Source organism: Nitrospirillum goiasense (assembly GCF_034427435.1).
Taxonomy (GTDB): domain Bacteria; phylum Pseudomonadota; class Alphaproteobacteria; order Azospirillales; family Azospirillaceae; genus Nitrospirillum.
Window position 1 is genome coordinate 119,084 of record NZ_JAXQNP010000001.1, and the last position, 17,060, is coordinate 136,143.

At 67.9% G+C, this 17,060-nt stretch carries 20 protein-coding genes and 1 pseudogene; 11 read left to right on the forward strand and 10 right to left on the reverse strand.

The genetic code is table 11. The features are described 5' to 3' along the window. Window positions 1–19 precede the first annotated feature (19 nt). The 4 genes and pseudogenes from ULB03_RS00530 to ULB03_RS00545 form a co-directional block, all read right to left on the reverse strand. Window positions 20–463 carry a response regulator gene (locus ULB03_RS00530; protein ID WP_145733574.1) on the reverse strand — a complete coding sequence of 148 codons (444 nt, stop codon included), beginning with the start codon at window positions 461–463 and terminating at the stop codon, window positions 20–22. Continuing rightward, window positions 450–1,643, reverse strand: coding sequence for a sensor histidine kinase (locus ULB03_RS00535; protein WP_322481368.1), 1,194 nt, complete (start codon window positions 1,641–1,643; stop codon window positions 450–452). Before ULB03_RS00535 ends, ULB03_RS00530 begins: the two co-directional genes overlap by 14 nt. Window positions 1,644–1,822: 179 nt before the next feature. Continuing rightward, a pseudogene (locus tag ULB03_RS00540) lies at window positions 1,823–2,755 on the reverse strand (GAF domain-containing protein); the annotation flags it as partial. Between the two features lie 73 nt (window positions 2,756–2,828). Continuing rightward, window positions 2,829–3,434 carry a biliverdin-producing heme oxygenase gene (locus ULB03_RS00545; protein ID WP_322481369.1) on the reverse strand — a complete coding sequence of 202 codons (606 nt, stop codon included), beginning with the start codon at window positions 3,432–3,434 and terminating at the stop codon, window positions 2,829–2,831. 279 nt (window positions 3,435–3,713) lie between these two features. Between ULB03_RS00545 and ULB03_RS00550 the strand changes: the two genes are divergently transcribed. From ULB03_RS00550 to ULB03_RS00585, 8 genes are all read left to right on the forward strand, one after another. Next, the gene (locus ULB03_RS00550) at window positions 3,714–3,863 is read left to right on the forward strand and encodes a hypothetical protein (protein WP_322481370.1); all 150 of its coding nucleotides are present in this window, start codon (window positions 3,714–3,716) and stop codon (window positions 3,861–3,863) included. Between the two features lie 25 nt (window positions 3,864–3,888). Then, window positions 3,889–4,809 (forward strand): DUF72 domain-containing protein, encoded by a 921-nt coding sequence (locus ULB03_RS00555; RefSeq protein ID WP_322481371.1) that lies wholly within the window; start codon window positions 3,889–3,891, stop codon window positions 4,807–4,809. After that, entirely contained in the window at window positions 4,806–5,837 is a 1,032-nt protein-coding gene (gene ligD / locus ULB03_RS00560; RefSeq protein WP_322481372.1) for a non-homologous end-joining DNA ligase, read from the forward strand. The genes ULB03_RS00555 and ligD overlap by 4 nt, the downstream gene beginning before the upstream one ends. After that, window positions 5,834–6,430: a hypothetical protein gene (locus ULB03_RS00565; protein WP_322481373.1), complete on the forward strand. Its 597-nt coding sequence runs from the start codon at window positions 5,834–5,836 to the stop codon at window positions 6,428–6,430. Before ligD ends, ULB03_RS00565 begins: the two co-directional genes overlap by 4 nt. Continuing rightward, the gene (locus ULB03_RS00570; RefSeq protein WP_322481374.1) at window positions 6,423–6,722 is read left to right on the forward strand and encodes a PQ-loop repeat-containing protein; all 300 of its coding nucleotides are present in this window, start codon (window positions 6,423–6,425) and stop codon (window positions 6,720–6,722) included. Before ULB03_RS00565 ends, ULB03_RS00570 begins: the two co-directional genes overlap by 8 nt. After that, window positions 6,719–7,762 (forward strand): DNA topoisomerase IB, encoded by a 1,044-nt coding sequence (locus ULB03_RS00575; RefSeq protein ID WP_322481375.1) that lies wholly within the window; start codon window positions 6,719–6,721, stop codon window positions 7,760–7,762. Before ULB03_RS00570 ends, ULB03_RS00575 begins: the two co-directional genes overlap by 4 nt. Window positions 7,763–7,852: 90 nt before the next feature. Then, complete coding sequence (locus ULB03_RS00580; protein WP_322481376.1) at window positions 7,853–9,925, forward strand: catalase; 2,073 nt, start codon at window positions 7,853–7,855, stop codon at window positions 9,923–9,925. Beyond that, window positions 9,850–10,038 (forward strand): hypothetical protein, encoded by a 189-nt coding sequence (locus ULB03_RS00585; RefSeq protein WP_322481719.1) that lies wholly within the window; start codon window positions 9,850–9,852, stop codon window positions 10,036–10,038. The genes ULB03_RS00580 and ULB03_RS00585 overlap by 76 nt, the downstream gene beginning before the upstream one ends. Window positions 10,039–10,059: 21 nt before the next feature. Here ULB03_RS00585 and ULB03_RS00590 read toward each other — a convergent pair whose 3' ends face one another. Further along, complete coding sequence (locus tag ULB03_RS00590) at window positions 10,060–10,287, reverse strand: NepR family anti-sigma factor (RefSeq protein WP_322481377.1); 228 nt, start codon at window positions 10,285–10,287, stop codon at window positions 10,060–10,062. A 161-nt stretch (window positions 10,288–10,448) separates the two neighbouring features. Continuing rightward, entirely contained in the window at window positions 10,449–11,027 is a 579-nt protein-coding gene (locus tag ULB03_RS00595) for an ECF-type sigma factor (RefSeq protein ID WP_322481378.1), read from the reverse strand. A 394-nt stretch (window positions 11,028–11,421) separates the two neighbouring features. Between ULB03_RS00595 and ULB03_RS00600 the strand changes: the two genes are divergently transcribed. Continuing rightward, entirely contained in the window at window positions 11,422–12,024 is a 603-nt protein-coding gene (locus tag ULB03_RS00600; protein WP_322481379.1) for a sigma-70 family RNA polymerase sigma factor, read from the forward strand. Window positions 12,025–12,264: 240 nt separating this feature from the next. Next, a complete protein-coding gene (locus tag ULB03_RS00605) occupies window positions 12,265–12,675 on the forward strand; it encodes a PRC-barrel domain-containing protein (RefSeq protein ID WP_322481380.1) in 411 nt (136 codons plus the stop codon). Window positions 12,676–12,754: 79 nt separating this feature from the next. On the opposite strand, the gene ULB03_RS00610 is transcribed toward ULB03_RS00605, so the two are convergent. The 4 genes from ULB03_RS00610 to ubiT all read right to left on the reverse strand — a co-directional run bounded on the left by ULB03_RS00610 (window position 12,755) and on the right by ubiT (window position 15,829). Continuing rightward, a complete protein-coding gene (locus tag ULB03_RS00610; RefSeq protein ID WP_322481381.1) occupies window positions 12,755–12,991 on the reverse strand; it encodes a hypothetical protein in 237 nt (78 codons plus the stop codon). A gap of 314 nt (window positions 12,992–13,305) precedes the next feature. Next, the gene (gene ubiV, locus ULB03_RS00615) at window positions 13,306–14,238 is read right to left on the reverse strand and encodes a ubiquinone anaerobic biosynthesis protein UbiV (RefSeq protein ID WP_322481382.1); all 933 of its coding nucleotides are present in this window, start codon (window positions 14,236–14,238) and stop codon (window positions 13,306–13,308) included. Between the two features lie 14 nt (window positions 14,239–14,252). After that, on the reverse strand, window positions 14,253–15,260 hold the full coding sequence (gene ubiU / locus ULB03_RS00620; protein WP_322481383.1) for a ubiquinone anaerobic biosynthesis protein UbiU: 1,008 nt from the start codon (window positions 15,258–15,260) through the stop codon (window positions 14,253–14,255). Continuing rightward, a complete protein-coding gene (ubiT, locus tag ULB03_RS00625) occupies window positions 15,257–15,829 on the reverse strand; it encodes a ubiquinone anaerobic biosynthesis accessory factor UbiT (protein WP_322481384.1) in 573 nt (190 codons plus the stop codon). Before ubiT ends, ubiU begins: the two co-directional genes overlap by 4 nt. 328 nt (window positions 15,830–16,157) lie before the next feature. On the opposite strand from ubiT, the gene ULB03_RS00630 reads away from it, so the two are divergent. Continuing rightward, window positions 16,158–17,045, forward strand: coding sequence for an MBL fold metallo-hydrolase (locus ULB03_RS00630; RefSeq protein WP_322481385.1), 888 nt, complete (start codon window positions 16,158–16,160; stop codon window positions 17,043–17,045). Window positions 17,046–17,060: the final 15 nt, after the last annotated feature.

The following is a 17,060-nucleotide window of genomic DNA, read 5'->3' on the forward strand; positions in this document are numbered from 1 at the left end:
TTTTCCGCGGGTTCCGACACTAAAAATCTCCAGGCACGGGCTCGTTCAGCACCGCCCAGAAGATACCTAGGTCGCGGATCGCTTCGAAAAAGGCCTTGAAGTCGACCGGCTTCACCACGAACGAATTCACGCCGTAATGATAGCTGCGCACCACGTCGCTTTCCTCGCGGGAGGAGGTCAGCATCACGATGGGGGTGGCCCGGTGCTTGGGGTGGGATTTCACCTTCTCCAGCACCTCCAGCCCATCGACCTTGGGCAGCTTCAGGTCAAGCAGGACCACGGCGGGCGCGCCCGGCTCACGGTCCGCATACTGGCCTTCGCTGAAGATGTACTCCAGCGCCTCCACCCCGTCGCGGGCCACGATGATCTCGTTGGCCAGCTGCGTTTTCCTGAGGGCGGCGAGGGTCAGCTCCACGTCGGCGGGATTGTCCTCGACCAGAAGGATGGGTCTAAGCGATGCCACGGTTTCCTCCTGTCTGGCGTTTCGGCAGGGTGAAGCTGAAGGTGGCGCCTCGGCCGACCGCGCCCTTGGCTTCCAGCGTGCCGCCGTGCCGGTCGATGATGCGCTTGGTCAGCGCCAGGCCGATGCCCGTCCCCTCGAAATCCTCCTGCCTGTGCAGTCGCTGGAAAACCTGGAACAGTTTGCCGGCATAGTTCATGTCGAATCCCACGCCGTTGTCCTCCACGCAGTACACGACGTCGGCGGCCCGCTCCTGTCCCCATATCCTGATGCGGGGTGGATTGGCGCCGCGGCTGTATTTGGCGGCGTTCTCCACAAGGTTGAACAAGGCCTGGCGCACCAGGGTGGGATCACCCCAGGCGGTGGGCAGGGCGCCGATGCTCCATTCCACCCGGCGCTGCCGCTCGTCGATGTCCAGGCTGCGGCGGATTTCGGTCACCACCTTGGCCATGTCGATGCGCGTCATCTTCAGGCTGGTGCGGCCCAGTTGCGAGAAGTGCAGCAGATCGTCCACCAGCTGGCCCGCCGACAGGGCGGCGGCGATGATGCCGTCCAGGTAATGACGGGACAGCGTCTTCAACCCCGGCTCCTCCTCCCCCAACAGCTCGGCATAGCCGGCGATGTGGCGGAACGGGGCCCGCAGGTCATGGGAGATGGAGTAGGAGAACGCCTCCAGCTCCTTGTTGGACCGCTGCAGCTCCTCCGTCAGTTGGGCGCGCTCCTCGGCCCGTTGCAGGACGAAGTTGACGATGGCGCCCCGGAAATCGGCGGCGCTCAGCAGTTCGGCCGCGCGCCAGGGCTGGGCTTTTTGCCGCACCTCCTGCTTCCATGCCTCGAACGACAGACGGGGGTGCAGGCGCCCGGCGAGGTCCACCGCCTTGGTGGCGCGCGGGTCGCCGCCCCAGCGCACCGTCTCCACCACCTCCGGCCGGAACCAGAAGATGAAACTGGCATGGATGCGGGAGATGGGCACGGCGATGACGCCGCTGGCCACCTCCGCGATGTCCGCGCCGGGTGGCCAGTCCGTGGCCAGGCTATTGGTGGAATAGAGTTGCGCGATGTTCCGGGTACGCAGCCAGTCGGCCAGGGCCAGGATGCTCTGGATGGGGGGGCCTTGCCGGTGGACAGCACCATCCCGTCGGTGACCACGGCGGCGCCGGCGCTGTTGGTCAGGGCCAACCACTGGGGCGCGCAATCGACCAAACCGGCCTGGAAGCCCGGCGCCCGCGCCAGGTGGGCCACCAACTCCGTCTCTATGGACTTCAGCCTCAGCCGTTCATCGATTTCCGCCGCCCGTTCCCGTGCCGCGATCTGCTGCGCCACGATGCGGCCCAGGAAGTCGCAAGCCGCGCGGATCGGGGGTCCTATGTAACGGGGCTGGGCATGGTGGCAGGAGATCAAGCCCCACAGCCGGCCATCGATGACGATGGATATGGACAGCGAGGCCGCCGTGCCCATGTTGCGCATGTATTCCAGATGCACGGGCGACACGCTGCGCAAGGCCACGAAACTCATGTCCAACGGCGCGCCGTCCGTCGGGCACAGGGTCGGCACCAAGGGAATGGGCGTGTATGTGGCGGTGGGAATGAGGCGGAGCCGGTTCAGCCGGTACAGCTCGCGCGCCTGGGCCGGGATGTCGGACGCGGGAAAACGCAGGTCGAGGTAGGACGGCAAGGTGCCGTCGCCCGTCTCCGCGACGACCGTGCCGTTCCAGTCCTCATCGAAGCGGTACACCATGACCCGGTTGAAGCCGGTCAAGGCCTGCACCTCCGCCGCCACGCCGGCGCAGATGTCCGCCACCGTGGTCAGCCCGTCGGACCTGTCCAGGAAATTGCGCAGCAGTTGGTTCAGGCTGGCGTTGCGGGCGCGTTCGGCCTCGTCGAAGGCCTCGAATTCCAGGATGATGCCTTGCGGGACATGCTGGCCGGTGACATGGAACACCCGGCCGTCGATCTGGTATTGCTCCAGGAAGCCGGCTTCCGCCCCGGCACGCCAGCGGCCGACATCCCCTTCCAAGGCCGAGCCGGGGCCCACCAGGTCGCCCAGCGTCTGGCTTCCATCCAGGGCGACGGGACGGTCGAGGATGGCGCCGAGGTTGGCGCTGGCCTGCACCAGGACCAAGTCGGTCGGCCGGAACACGGCTACCGCGCCATGCGGTTGGATGCCGCCGGGAATGCGGATGGGTTCCTGGGCGCACTGGTCCAGCACTTCCTGGGGAACCAGCGGCACGGGCGTGGACGGTGCATCCACCGCCCTGCCGTTCTCGCTCTGTCCTGGATTGTGTGACGTGACCACGGGTTATCCCATCTGTCCGCCCGGCCGCTGGCCGCGCGCACTGCGAAAATTTAAGTCAATTGCCGGGCGCGGCTCAGTTTTCTGACACCCGGCGGCGGTCATGGCTAGCCTCATAATGGTACAGCGCTTGTTCGACAGCCTTCTGGAATAAACCGAAGGACAGGATCGCGGCCTCCACGGCCTTTGCCCGAAGGGTTGGGTCCGACGGCTCCGCGTTCAACAGCGCCAGGAAGTCGCGCCAGTACGGTCGCCCCCGGCCGTGGGCCAGGAAGCGCGTGGCAAGGGGTATGCGCGGATCTCCACCGGCCAGGGCCCGGCGCAACAGCACCTCACCCCCCAGCCGCGATCCTTCAAGCACGTACAGGTGGCCCAGGGCCTCGGCCCGGCAGCGGATCGTGGGTGTCTCCACCAGAACGGCGGGTGGATCGCCCCACACCTCCAGCGCCACCAGGTCGGCCTCAAGGGCATGGCGGCGGCGGCGTTCGGACCAGTCGGGCAAGAGGGCATCCACGCCCGCGGCCTCAAGGCTCATTTCCACGGCGCGCAAGGCGGGATACTGGGCTTTCAGCAGCAGGGCGTAATCCGGCAGGTGGCGGACATCCAGGCCGGCGAACCGCTGATCCAGGGCGGCGTGGCACGCCGCCGTGCCGGCGCGCAGCACCTCTCTGTAGTCCGTCACAGGCGTCCCTTTCACTGTCCAAACACCAAAAGTCACATAACGCCCGGTGCCGGGATTTCAATACAGCGCCCGGCTATCGAAGGTAAAGCCTTGGCCGAGCGCGCCAGCGCCCGGCCTATTCCCTTGGGCTGTCCATGACTTGGGGGGCCATGACTTGGGGGGGGGGCGGGTGCGCCCCCAGGGTGGGGCCATCGTCCGAGGAACCCTCCGCACCGTCCCGGCGTTGCTTCATCCAGTGACTTGATCCCGTGACTTGGGCGCCGACGGAGGAACCCCACGATGGAACGCAAGAAAGACCATGTCGTCCTATCCGCCCGTGAGGCGCGCGGGGCGACCCTGGGCCGGCCCGTGCTGGCCGTGCTGCTGACCAGCTTGGCCTTGGTGATCATCGCCTTCGCCCTGGCGTGGTGGCTGGGCAAGTGGTGGTAGGGTGGCGGGAAGGACGCGCGGCATCATGGCGACCCCGGCGGACGTCCGCATCGGTATTTCCGGCTGGACCTACGCCCCCTGGCGCGGGGCGTTTTATCCGCCCGATCTTCCGCAACGGCGGGCGCTGGAATACGCCAGCGGTGTTTTTCGCAGCATAGAGATCAACGGCACCTTCTATGGCCTGCAAAAGCCCGACGTCTTCGCCCGGTGGGCGGCGGAGACGCCCGCCGGCTTCGTCTTCGCCGTCAAGGCGCCGCGCTATATCACGCATATCCGCCGCTTGAAGGAGCCCCTGGCGCCGCTGGCCAATTTCCTCGCGTCCGGGCTGCTGCGGCTGGAGGACAAGCTCGGCCCGATCCTCTGGCAGTTTCCGCCCAGTTTCCGGTTCGACGCCGCCTTGCTGGGCGACTTCCTGGCCCTGCTGCCCCGTGACACCGAACACGCGGCGGATCTGGCCCACCGCCATGACGCCAACCTGAAGGCTCGCGCCTGGATGCGACCCGGCCCCCATCGCCGGCTGCGCCATGCGGTGGAAATCCGCCATGACAGCTTCCGCGACCCGGCGTTCACCGACCTGTTGCGCCGCCACGATGTGGCCTTGGTATGCGCGGACACGGTCGAATGGCCGCGCCTGATGGACCTGACCGCCGACTTCGTCTATTGCCGCCTGCATGGGTCCAGCGAGCTTTACCGCAGCGGCTACGGGCCGGATCAGCTTGACCGGTGGGCCCGGCGGGTCGCGGCCTGGACGGCGGGCCGGCCGTTGGCGCCGGGCGATTATGGGCCGCGGGATTATATCGAGCGGCCGGAGGAGGCCAACCCGGCGCCCCGCGATGTCTTTCTCTATTTCGACAACACCGACAAGCTGCGGGCCCCCGACGACGCCCGGGCCCTTGTCGACCGCCTGAAGCCGGTTGCCCAGACCAGGGAGGGGAGGGACGCATGAGCCATGACGAATCTGCCAAGGATGCGGTCCTGGACAAGACGCATCCAGATAAGGCGCATCCGGACAAGGCGCAGGCGACGCCGCTTAAGGCCGGTCCCCCCGTGACGCTGACACACGCCGACCGCGTGCTGGACCCCGTATCCCATCTCACCAAGCAGGGCTTGGCCACTTATATGAGGGCGGTGTCGGCGCGCATGTTGCCCCTGGTCGCCGGCCGTCTTCTCAACCTGCTGCGCTGCCCCGAAGGAACGGCGCAGGCCTGCTTCTTCCAACGCCACGCCGCCGCCGGCACGCCGGTGCAATGGCGCCGCAAGCTGGTCAAGGAAAAGGACGGGCGGGCCGTAGACCATGTCTACCTGACGGATGTCGACGGGCTGGTGGCGGCCGCCCAGATCGGCGTGTTGGAACTGCACCTGTGGGGCAGCCAGGCGCGCAAGCTGGAATCCCCGGACCGCCTGGTGTTCGACCTGGATCCCTATCCCGACCTGCCGTTCAACGAGGTCAAGGTCGCGGCGACCGCCGTGCGCGACGTCTTGGCCGCCCTGGACCTCGCCAGCTTCCCCCTGCTGACGGGGGGCAAGGGTATCCACGTCGTCGCCCCGCTGGGGCCGGGCGCGGGGGGCGGGCGGCGGCAATGGCCGGTGGTGTCCGTCTTCGCCAAGGCGGTGGCCGAACAGCTGGTTGAGGCGCGGCCCGACGCCTACGTCGCCACCATGAGCAAGGCGCGCCGCCAGGGCCGCATCTTCATCGATCATTTTCGCAATGCGCGCGGCGCCTCCGCCATCGCGCCCTATTCTCCCCGGGCCAAGCCGGCGCGAGCGGGTGGCGGAACCCCCGTCGCCTGTCCCGTCACCTGGGAAGAACTGGCGGCCGCGGAACGGGCCGATGCGTACACGACGGCCGACGCCCCGGCCCTGATGCGCCGGCCCGATCCCTGGGCCCGGTATTTCGAGGTGCGGCAGGATTTGGGCAGTGGCGCCTGCCGCGTGTTGGGGGTGAAGGTGGGGGCGGGGGCCTACAATTCATGAGCCATGAAGCCGTCACCCTGGCCGTGCTGATGTATGGCATCGTCCCCTTGTGGTTTCTGGCGGGCCTGGCCGATTGGCTGTGCCACCGCGCCACCGACATCCAGCACACAACCGGCGCCAAGGAATCGCTGCTGCATCTGCTGATGTTCAGCGAGGTGGCGGTGCCCTTGCTGGCGTGCCTGTTCCTGGAAATCAACGCCCTGGTCATCGCCCTCATGGTCGTGGGCTTTCTCGCGCATGAGGCGACGGCGCTGTGGGACGTCAGCTATGCCGTTACCCGGCGGCGCGTCTCCCCCATCGAGCAGCATGTGCACAGCTTCCTGGAACTGGTGCCGCTGATGGCCTTGATCTTGGTTGGCACCCTGCACTGGCCGCAGGCGCTGGCGCTAGTCGGACTGGGCCCGGAACCGGCGCGGTTCACCCTGAGGTGGACGCTGGGCGACCTGCCCGTGGGCTATGTCGCCACCATCCTCGGCGCCGCCTTCGTGGTGGAGTTCCTGCCCTATGTGGAGGAACTGGCGCGCGGATGGCGCGCCGCTGGCGGTCGCCTTGCGCCCACGCGCCGGCCGGCGGAGGGCAACAGGCATGCCTGAGGCGGTGGACATGATCGGCTGGGCGGCGGCCTTGGTGCTGTTCCTGACCCTGGCCGGCCAGATCAGGACGCAGTGGCGGGAGCGTTCCACCAAGGGCGTCTCGCCGTGGCTGTTCGCGGGTCAGATCGCCACCTCCATCGGCTTCGTGGTCTATTCGTGGGCGTTGGGCAACTGGGTGTTCGTCACCACCAATGCCGTGATCCTGGCCACCGCCATCGTGGGCCAGGGGCTTTATCTTCTTCAACGCCGTTGGATGGACCGATCCGGGAACCGGCCCGAGGCCGCTGAATGAGCGACGCGGCGGGCTTGGTCTATGTGGGTGACGGCGAGCCTGGCATCCGCCGGCTCAAATGCGGGGCGGGCTTCCGCTATCGCCTGCCGGATGGCGCCACGGTGCGGGACCCAGCGCTGCGCGCCCGCATCAAGGCCCTGGTGATCCCGCCGGCCTGGACCGACGTGTGGATCTGCCCCGATCCCAACGGCCACCTGCAGGCTACCGGCCGCGATGCCAAGGGGCGCAAACAGTACATGTACCATCCCGCCTTCCGCCAAGCGCGGGATGGTGCCAAATTCCACCATCTCATCGATTTCGCCCGGCGTTTGCCGCGCATCCGCGAGCGCGTCGCGGCGGATTTGACGCTGCCTGGCCTGCCCCGTGACAAGGTGCTGGCCACCATCGTCCACCTGTTGGGCACCACCCTGATCCGTGTGGGCAATGCCGACTACGCCCGGACCAACCAGAGCTACGGCCTGACCACCCTGCACGCCGCCCATGTCAGTGTCGAGGAATCGGCCCTGCGGTTCGATTTCAAGGGCAAAAGCGCCAAGATATGGCGCCTGAAGGTGACCGACCGGCGCGTGGCGCGCATCGTCAAAGCCTGCCAGGAATTGCCGGGGCAGGCCCTGTTCCAATACCTGGACGGCGACGGCCACCGGCGGGAGGTCAGCTCCGCCGACCTGAACGCCTACCTGCGCGATGCGACCAGCCAGATTGGCGGCCGGGCGGACGGGGGCATCACGGCGAAGGACTTCCGCACCTGGGCGGGCACCGTGATGATGGCGCTGGCGCTGAGCGACAGCCCGCCGCCCACCAGTCCCACCCATGGCCGCCGCATGGTGACCGCGGCCTTGAAGCGGGTGGCCTCGCGGCTGGGCAATACCGTGGCCATCTGCCGCCAATGCTACGTCCACCCGGTGATCATGGACGATTACCTGGCTGGCCGCTTCCATCTGCGCCCGCGGCGGGACGGTCCGCCCGGCCTGTCGCCGGCCGAGGGCGCGGTGCTGACGGTGCTGCGCCGGGCGGAAAAGACGCGTGAGACGGGAACCTGAGCGTTGCCAGGGGGTTGGGGGCCTGCGTCGTGCCCGCCCCGCGCCCCTTTCCCATCCCGCTTTCCCGCTTCGCCCTGGAGAAGACCCCCTATGTCCGACACCCGTTTCGATGACATGCCCGTGCATCCCCTGCCGCCCCCGCCCAGCCCCACGCCGGACGCCCCCTTTCAGCCGGCGGCCGGCAAACCTGCGATGCCCGGCGTGCCCTTCGTTGGCGGGGACACCGCCAAACAACGGGACTTGGCGGCGGATACCCATGAGGCGGGTGTCGCCCTGACCACCAACCAGGGCCTGAAGGTCAGCGACGACCAGAACTCCCTGCGCGCCGGTCCGCGCGGCCCGACGTTGATGGAGGACTTTCATCTTCGGGAAAAGATCACCCACTTCGACCACGAGCGCATTCCCGAAAGGGTGGTGCACGCCCGTGGCGCCGGCGCCCACGGGGTGTTCCAGGTCTATGAACCCCTGACCGACCTCACGACCGCGGCGCCGTTCCAGGACCCGGCCAAGGAAACGCCGGTGTTCGTGCGCTTTTCCACCGTGGCGGGCTCGCGCGGATCGGCAGACACGGTGCGGGACGTCCGGGGCTTCGCCGTGAAGTTCTATACCGATGAAGGGGTGTGGGACCTGGTGGGCAACAACATGCCCGTCTTCTTCATCCAGGATGCCATCAAGTTCCCGGACCTCATCCACGCGGTGAAGCCGGAACCGCATAACGAGATACCGCAGGCACAGTCCGCCCACGACACCTTCTGGGACTTCGTGTCGCTCACCCCGGAATCGGCCCACATGCTGATGTGGCTGATGAGCGACCGCGCCATCCCCCGCAGCTACGCCACCATGGAGGGCTTCGGCGTTCATACCTTCCGCCTGGTGAATGCCGAGGGGAAGGCGCGCTTCGTCAAGTTCCATTGGAAGCCGCTGAAGGGTGTCTTCAGCCAGGTGTGGGACGAGGCGCAGAAGACCGCTGGCAAGGACCCCGACTTTCACCGCCGCGACCTGTTCGACGCCATCGAGCGCGGCGACTTCCCGCAATGGGAACTGGGCCTGCAGGTCATCGAGGAGGAGGATGAGTTCAAGTATGGCGTCGACATCCTGGACCCCACCAAGATCATTCCGGAAGAGGTGGTGCCCGTTCGGCGCGTGGGCCTGATGACCCTAACGGCCAACCCGGGCAATTTCTTCGCGGAGACCGAACAGGTTGCCTTCCATGTTGGCCATGTCGTCCCCGGCATCGACTTCACCAACGATCCGCTGTTGCAGGGGCGCCTATTCTCCTACCTCGACACCCAATTGCGCCGCGTGGGCCCCAACTTCGCGGAGCTGCCCATCAACCGGCCCTTGCAGCCGGTGGACAACAACCAGCGGGACGGCATGGGCCGGCGCCAGATCGACAAGGGGCGGGTCGCCTACTTTCCCAACAGCCTGGCCCATGGCTGCCCCATGCACTCACCCGAAGCCGCCGATGCCTTCCGCAGCTATGCGGAGAAGGTGGACGGTGCCAAGGTCCGTGTCCGCAGCGCCAGCTTCGGCGACCATTTCAGCCAAGCCGCCCTGTTCTGGAACAGCATGTCGACCTGGGAGCAGGATCACATCGCCGCCGCCTTTTCCTTTGAATTGAACCAGTGCGCCGATTCCCTGGTACGCCAGCGGGTGATGGACGACATCCTGGGCAATATCGCCCCGGATCTGGCCCAGGCGGTTTCCGCGCGCACGGGCCTGTCTCTGGCCGGCGTCAAGCCGCATCCGCCCTCCGTTCCCGGTGCCGAACGCTCCCCCGCGCTCAGCCAGGACCATCCGGCCGAGGACATCCGCGGTCGCAAGGTGGCGGTGCTGGTCGATGCGGGCGTGGAGGCCGAGCAGCTCAGCATCATCCAGGAGACCCTGATGGATGAGGAGGCGATTGTGGAGGTCGTGGCCCCGGTCGCCGGCACCATCGCCGGCGGCGATGGCTCCCCCATCCCGGTTACCCGCGCGGCGCCGAACGCGGCCTCCGTCCTTTATGATGGCGTCATCGTTCTGGGTGGGGACAAGCCAGCCCCTTGGGGGAGGTGGGTCCCACCCGCCATTTCATCAATGAGGCTTTCCTGCATGGCAAGCCCATCGCCGCCATCGACGCGGGCGAAGGCGTGCTCGCCGCCGCTCACCTGCCGACACGGGTGAAGGAGCAGGGCGTGATTACCGGGGAAGCGCTGGAGGACATGCTGACGCTGTTCGTCGAGGCGTTGCGCCGCCATCGCTTCCCCCAGCGTGACGTCAGGCTGGTTCCGGCGTGAGGTCGGTTTTCCGGAACGGCTTCAGTGTTTGCGTTTCTTGTGGGTGTCCAGCCGGTCGACCAGGTCCAGAAGGTGTTGGGGAACGGGTTCGCCCACCTCGTCCTCGAACATCTCGCGCAATGATCGCTCCAACGCGTCGTGCGGCCCGGGTGGCATCGGCCGGGCGCCAGCAGTCAGCAGCGGCCGTTTGCCTTGCGGCGTGCCACTGGGGGGTGACACGCCATTGGGGGGCTTGGGCTGCTTGGTCATGAGGGACCCCTTCAGTCACGGCCCCCTGCTTGGCGGCCTTGTTGGCTGGCGCGCTCCTCCGCCCCTTGGTGGACAAGCGATACCAGCGGGGGCCGGCGGCGATGGCCATGCCTGAAAATCGCCGCCCGGCGCCCATGCGGTACTTTAATGCACGTTGGGCTTTAATGCACGTTGGTGGCCATTCCGCCGCCACTGGCCAATGGGGAGGCCGCGACCACGGCGTCGGGAAGACCCAGGATCATGTCATCCTCCAGCTTCAGGACACCCGACCGCAGGTTTTCGCGGAAGGCCTGGCGGGCCAAGTCCACTTCCCGTTCCACCGCGTCCTGCGACAGGCCCAAGATCCAGGCCGCCTCTTCTGGGAGGAAGCCCTCCACCGCGGTCAGCAGCAGGGCCTCGCGTCGTTCGCAGGGCAGGGCGCGCAGCAACATGCCGGGCGCCAGGGTTGGTGCGTCGGGGGCCTCGTCGCCCAATTCCAAATGGCCACCGGCGTAGATGCGGTGGAACAGGCGGAACAAGGCCACACGGTCCGCATCCGGCCCAAGGATTCCCACCCCGTCCTGCACCAGCGTCTCCAGCACCATGCGGACATAAGCGTCCCCGCTCACGCCGCTGCCGGTCAAGGCGCGGGCGTAGCGGCGCAAGTAGGGAAGTTGGGATGAGATCATTTCCGCCACAGGGGTACTGGACACCGTGGCGGTGGGCTCGGATGCGATGGGGGCGATGCGATGCGCGGGCATGACCGACGTCTCTCCTCTTTTCGTGTTGCTGTTCGGCCGTGTTGCTGTTCGGCGGTGTGTTGATCGCGATGGCCTGCTGTCGTTTTCCCAACCCGGCGATGGCGGGGAAAGTTTCCTCCCGCCGGAACTTTGCCCGGCGCCGCGCGATACGGCGCACGCCATAGCGAATTCGTTTGGTATAGGCGGTTCCGCCTAAGACAGATACGTAATGTTGGCAAAATAGAGGCGTCCATCCCCCTCCCGGAAAAGCCAGAGACGCACCAGTCTTAAAGGTCTATTGTTGCCCTACACGTCACAGAACGTGGGGCGATACACCTGATCGCCCCGACGACCTCATCTATCCGATTTCTGAGGATTTTGATTTCCTTGGGAGAATCCCGATAGGGGGCACCATATGCCATCTGATTTATTGTCGACGGACCCGACCTCGGGCCCGCACGCGCCGGAATTCCGTGACGAAGTTTTGCGCCTATTGCCGGCCCTGCGGGCCTTCGCCCGTTCGTTGACCAGCAACGCCGCCGATACCGATGACTTGGTGCAGGATTGTGTCGTCCGGGCTTGGTCGCATGCGGACCAGTTCACCCCTGGCACCAACTTGCGTGCCTGGCTGTTTACCATTCTGCGCAACCGGCACTATTCCATCGCCAAGCGCCGCCAGCGCGAGGTGGCCGATCCCGATGGTTTCCACACCGCGCGGCTCATGATGGAACCCGCGCAGGAGTGGGGCATCGCCGGGCGGGAACTCAAGGCCGCCCTGGCATCCCTGCCGGAAGACCAGCGTGAGGCCCTGATCCTGGTGGGCGGGGCGGGCGTCAGCTACGAAGAGGCGGCGGAGATCTGCGGTTGCGCCCTGGGCACCATCAAGAGCCGGGTGAACCGGGCGCGGACCAAGCTGGCCGCCCTGATGGGTCTGCCCAACCGGGTCGTGCCCTTGAGCGGCACCAGCCTGCCCGCCGGGGCGGACGCCACCTCCACCACGCAATGGACCCGGCATTGATGCCCCCATTTGGGATGCCCATTCGGGATGCCCAATGGTGATGCCGGTCGGGCCGCTGACCCCGCGTTAATGTTTTGGGCATTTGTGGGGCGATGGTGTCTATGTGGCGCCCGCGCGGAACCATGGCCGCTTCCGGTGGTTGTTCAAGCGGTTAGCAGCCGCCTTCAACAACCTGGCGGAGCCTCCCGGACAGCCCAGCGGGCGTACCGGGCAAGGCCCCGCGCAATCGGAGGAGTTACCATGAACCGCGCGAACCTGTACCTGGCCGCCGCGCTCGGCATGTCCGCCCTGGGTGGCGCTTTGGCCCTGCCCGCCGCGCCGTCGTTGGCGCAGGGCACCACGCAGCGCATCGCGAACACCAAGGTTGACGTGGCCAACGTGGCCACGGGCCATCGGTCGTCCAAGATCGTCGGCGCCAAGGTCGTGAACGACCAGAACGACACCGTCGGCACCGTCGATGACCTGATCATCTCGCAAAAGGACAGCGTGCCCTATGCCATCCTGTCCGTGGGCGGCTTCCTCGGCGTGGGTGATCGTCTGGTGGCGGTTCCCTACAGCGCCCTGCAGGTCACGGACGACAAGGTGGAATTGCCCGGTGGCAACAAGGACGTGCTGATGAAGCAGCCGGCCTTCCATTACGCCAAGAGCTGAGCTTAGCCGTTGGCAAAAGGCAAAGGCCCGCAGGGGACGCTTCCCTGCGGGCCTTTGTCGTTTTCAGCCGTCGTATTGTTCAGCTCCGCCGGCCAAAAATGAAGCCGAGGACCACGCCGAAGGCCGTGTAGGCCACCGGGGCGCTGGTCAGGATATCGGTCAGCTTGGTCCCCAACCCGCGTTCCGCTTGACGGCGCGGCGGTGGGGTCTCGCCCGTGCCGTGATAGGCGCCCTCCGCCAGTTGCTCCAGCTTGGTTCGGGGGCGGGGACGCGGCGGGGACAGGGGCGGTTCGCTGGGCGGCGCGTAAGAGGCCATGGCCTTCCTCCATTTGATGTGTCTTGCGTCGGGCGGATCCCACGATGGCTCCACCCTGCCGTGATGGTGAAAACCGCCAGGGCGCCAGCGCTGTTCCTCGGTTCCGGCAATTAGGGCGGAACCAAGCCCGGCTTGGGGCCTTTCTCCGCTGTCCGCAGGGCCGCCACGATGACGTCCGTGTCGAGAACGAGCCTCATGGCGAATTTGATATCACGCTGCCGGTGATGTCAGGACGGGTGTCCGCTCTCCGCCGCGGGCCATGGGGGGCGGGCTGAACTCCGCCATAAGACGGTGCCGGTTCCGATCACGCCACTTCAGATACCCGCCGCCTGGTAGGCCATGCCCTCCACCCCGTGCAGGAAGCCGTTGCTGAAGCGCCGGCCGGGGCACAGTTCACGCAGGCGGTCGCGGGCCGGGGCCACCGGCACGGTGCCGTCCAGCACGGCGCGGAAGGTTTCCGCCACTGCCACCATGTCGCAATCCTGGGGCGACAGGCGGAAACGATCCACACCCAGCGACCGCAGGCGGTCCAGGTCGCCCAGCAGGTCCAGATAGCTGCCCGACAGGGTCTGCACCCCGTTCACCGCCAGGAAGGGCGCGCCGTCCAGGGTGTCCAGGTCCATGCCGTCGGGATGCTTCTCACAGACATAGCGGCAGCCGTCCTTGTGCAGGCCATGGGCGCGGGCGTGGTAGCAGCGGGCGGAGATGGCCAGCGGCAGGCGGCCGAAGGCCTGCACCTCAAGCTCGGTTCCTGTCTCCCTGGCCGCTGGCGCCAGCGCCGCGATGGCGTCGGCCGTCAGCTCGCCCGGCAGGCACACCCGGGTGGCGCCCTGGCGCGCCATCAGTTCCAGGGTGCTGGGGTTGTAGACGGCGACCAGGGGCCCGATGGCGTGCGGGCGTCCGGCGCAGGCGGCCAGGGCGGTCAGGTCGTTGGCCTCCACCAGGAAGTCGTCGCTGGCGGCCAGGTCGATCACCCCTTGGCGTTCGCGCGCCTGCATGACCAGGGCCAGGCTGCCCAGCACCACCTCCTTGCCGGCGCGGCGCAGCCGTTCCGCCACCTCGGGGATGTCGCCGTCGAAAAAGGGCGCACGCTTGGAACACACCACCTCGCCCAGCACGACGGTATCGACTGGGGCCTCGTCCGCGATGCGGGCGTAGAAGTCACGGCGCCGCGCGGCCGGCCAGTGGAAGTGCAGGGGGCCCAGGGTCAGCTTGGGGCCCGTCGAAGTCTTGGCGGCCAGGGTCATGGCATGTCCTCCGTTCAGCGCCAGCGCCGGTCATAGGCGCCGGCGGTGGCCCGGCCGCCTTCCATCTCACTGGCCAGCCCCCGGGCCAGGTCGGGCACGGTGAAGCCGCCGGACAGGGCGGCGTCGATGGCGCGGCGGAATTCCCCCACCACGCGGGTGACATAGGCGCGGCCGCGCTGGCGCCCCTCGATCTTCAGGGCGCGGACGCCCGCCTTGATCAGGCCGGGGATGTGGTCGGCGGCGTTCAGGGATGTTGGCTCTTCGAACAGGTATCCGGTGGTGCCGTTGGCCCGGAACCGCCCCTTGCACAAGGTGGGATAGCCGGCCGGCGCGCCCGCCGGGTGGCGGTCGATGGTGACGTCGCCCAGCCGGGCGGTGACGTCGCCGCCGGCCTCGCGCCGGAATTGGACGGCCCCGGCGGGAGAGCAGACACCATGGGTGTTGGGCGATTGGCCAGTGACGTAGCTGGACAGTTGGCAGCGCCCCTCCGCCATCACGCACATGCCGCCGAAGGCGAACACTTCCGTTTCCACCGGGGCCACCGCCGCCGTCAGGTCCGTCACCTCCGCCAGGGTCAGCACGCGGGGCAGGACCACCCGCTGCACGCCAAAGGTCCGGGCCAGATAGCGGATGGCTTCGGGGGTGGAGGCGGCGGCCTGCACCGACAGATGCAGGCGCAGGGCCGGGTGATGGGCCTGGGCATAGGCCAGCAGGCCCAGGTCGGCCAGGATGACGGCGTCGGCGCCCGCGTCCGCGGCGTTGTCCACGGCCCGGTGCCAGGTGCCCTCATCCCCCGCCTTGGGGAAGGTGTTGATGGCGATGTAGAGCGACCGGCCCGCCTTGTGGGTGCGGGTCGCGGCGGCCCGCATCTCCGCCGGGCTGAAATTCAGGCCGGGGAAGTTGCGGGCGTTGGTCGCGTCGGCGTAGCCGCAATAGACGGCATCCGCACCGGCCTCCAGCGCCGCGTCCAAGGCGGCCGGCGTTCCGGCGGGGCAGACCAGGGACAGCGATGCCGCGCTCATGGCCGGATCTCCGTTCCCGGCAGGCCGGCGGGCTGTACCGCCGCGCGGGCCGCCAGATGCAGCAGGCTGTCGATCTCGCCATACCAGCGCCGCCCCAGGGACAGCAGGCGCGGGGGCAGCCGGTCTGCCAGGTCGCGCTCCAGCGTCACGTCCGCGCCGTCCACGGCGTTGCGCAGGATCAGCACCGCCTCCATGTCGCCCTCGATCATCAATTGCCGGCTGAAGAACAGCGAGTCCCCATCCACCCGCCCTTCCAGCAGAGCCAGCAGCGCGCCCAGCGGCGCCCGCAGGGTGGCGGCGGCGGGCGGGGCGGCGTCGCCATCGGCGATGGGCCAAAGACCGGGGCGCGTCCCCGCCGGCCGCAGCAGGAAGCGCACCGGCAGGTCGCTGGGATCGACCAGGAAAGCCCGCTCCCCCAACACCGCCAGCCGGTCGAACACCCCCGGGTGCCGACGGCGCAGGCGCTCGAACGCCGCCTGCGCCAGGCGTGCGGCGACGGGGCCCGCCAGGGGCCGGCCCAGCAGCGGCAGGGGTGGCATCAGGCGCACGGCCAGCCCGGCCAGCAGCACGGGCGACAGGGGGAGGGTCGGTAGGGTCTAGGCTCACAGGATCATCCCCAAGGCTGCCCCAAGGCTGCGCGAAACAGGCGGTGCGGCGGCGGGTGGAAAACCAGCCGACTGTGGGCGGCCGCTGCCGGGAATGTCGTTGACATGGCACAATAATGCGGCGGCATCGCCCTTGAAATGGCCCCCACCCATCCCGATAAAAGGGAACGGTTTCAGCCACGCACGGTGCGGCCCCCGAATGCCTGATAATCCGTATTACACCGGTCCGGTGACAGATCATTTTAATGGTGTCCGCTTTTTCAACCCAGGGCAGGCCCCGACGGATCGAAGCTTGGCGGAAATACTGCGTTGGCGCTGGGGCGGAACCCGGCCGGTGTGGCCTGAGGCGGCCCCCGGGCGCCAGGTCCGTCCCCTGGAACGGGTGGACGGCCTGGCCGTCACCATGATCGGTCACGCCAGCGTGCTGATCCAGGTGGCCGGCCTGAACCTGCTGGTGGACCCGGTGTGGTCGGAACGGGCCAGTCCTTTCCAATGGATCGGGCCGCGGCGTGTCAACCGGCCGGGCGTCGCCTTCGATGACCTGCCGCCCATCGACGTGGTGCTGCTCACCCACAACCACTATGACCATCTGGACGTGGGCACCTTGCGGCGGCTGTGGGCCGCTCACCGTCCCCGCATCGTGGCGCCCCTGGGCAATGACCGCGTGGTGGCGCGGGAGGTGGGGCCGCTGCCGGTGGAAACGGGGGATTGGGGCGACACGGTCGCGCTGGGCCCCGCCGTCACCGCCTGCTTCCACCCGGCCTATCATTGGTCGGCGCGGCGGTTGGGCGACCGGCGTATGGCGTTGTGGTGCGGCTTCGTGCTGCGCACCCCCCACGGGCCGGTCTACGTCGCGGGCGATACCGGCTATGGCGATGGCGCCATCTTCCGCGATGTCCGGCGTCACCATGGCGCGCCCACCGTCGCCATCCTGCCCATCGGCGCCTATGCCCCCCGCTGGTTCATGAAACAGCAGCACTGCGACCCGGCGGAGGCCGTGCGCATCCTGGCCGATTGCGGCGCCCATCAGGGCTTGGCCGTGCACTGGGGCACCTTTCCGCTGTCGGATGAGGAACGCCTGGCCCCACCGGAGGAGTTGGCCCAGGCCCTGGCGCGCAAGGGCCTGGCCCCTGATCGCTTTCGGGCCCTGGAACCGGGGGACGTCTGGACGGCGCCCTGACGTCCCTCCAAGGAC

What these genes read in the sequence shown, in the direction of transcription:
- ULB03_RS00550 (WP_322481370.1), top strand. Translation starts at nt 3,714, where the DNA reads ATGGAACGCAAGAAAGACCATGTCGTCCTATCCGCCCGTGAGGCGCGC.
- ULB03_RS00555 (WP_322481371.1), top strand. Translation starts at nt 3,889, where the DNA reads ATGGCGACCCCGGCGGACGTCCGCATCGGTATTTCCGGCTGGACCTAC.
- ligD (WP_322481372.1), top strand. Translation starts at nt 4,806, where the DNA reads ATGAGCCATGACGAATCTGCCAAGGATGCGGTCCTGGACAAGACGCAT.
- ULB03_RS00565 (WP_322481373.1), top strand. Translation starts at nt 5,834, where the DNA reads ATGAGCCATGAAGCCGTCACCCTGGCCGTGCTGATGTATGGCATCGTC.
- ULB03_RS00570 (WP_322481374.1), top strand. Translation starts at nt 6,423, where the DNA reads ATGCCTGAGGCGGTGGACATGATCGGCTGGGCGGCGGCCTTGGTGCTG.
- ULB03_RS00575 (WP_322481375.1), top strand. Translation starts at nt 6,719, where the DNA reads ATGAGCGACGCGGCGGGCTTGGTCTATGTGGGTGACGGCGAGCCTGGC.
- ULB03_RS00580 (WP_322481376.1), top strand. Translation starts at nt 7,853, where the DNA reads ATGTCCGACACCCGTTTCGATGACATGCCCGTGCATCCCCTGCCGCCC.
- ULB03_RS00590 (WP_322481377.1), bottom strand. Translation starts at nt 10,287, where the DNA reads ATGACCAAGCAGCCCAAGCCCCCCAATGGCGTGTCACCCCCCAGTGGC.
- ULB03_RS00595 (WP_322481378.1), bottom strand. Translation starts at nt 11,027, where the DNA reads ATGCCCGCGCATCGCATCGCCCCCATCGCATCCGAGCCCACCGCCACG.
- ULB03_RS00600 (WP_322481379.1), top strand. Translation starts at nt 11,422, where the DNA reads ATGCCATCTGATTTATTGTCGACGGACCCGACCTCGGGCCCGCACGCG.
- ULB03_RS00605 (WP_322481380.1), top strand. Translation starts at nt 12,265, where the DNA reads ATGAACCGCGCGAACCTGTACCTGGCCGCCGCGCTCGGCATGTCCGCC.
- ULB03_RS00610 (WP_322481381.1), bottom strand. Translation starts at nt 12,991, where the DNA reads ATGGCCTCTTACGCGCCGCCCAGCGAACCGCCCCTGTCCCCGCCGCGT.
- ubiV (WP_322481382.1), bottom strand. Translation starts at nt 14,238, where the DNA reads ATGACCCTGGCCGCCAAGACTTCGACGGGCCCCAAGCTGACCCTGGGC.
- ubiU (WP_322481383.1), bottom strand. Translation starts at nt 15,260, where the DNA reads ATGAGCGCGGCATCGCTGTCCCTGGTCTGCCCCGCCGGAACGCCGGCC.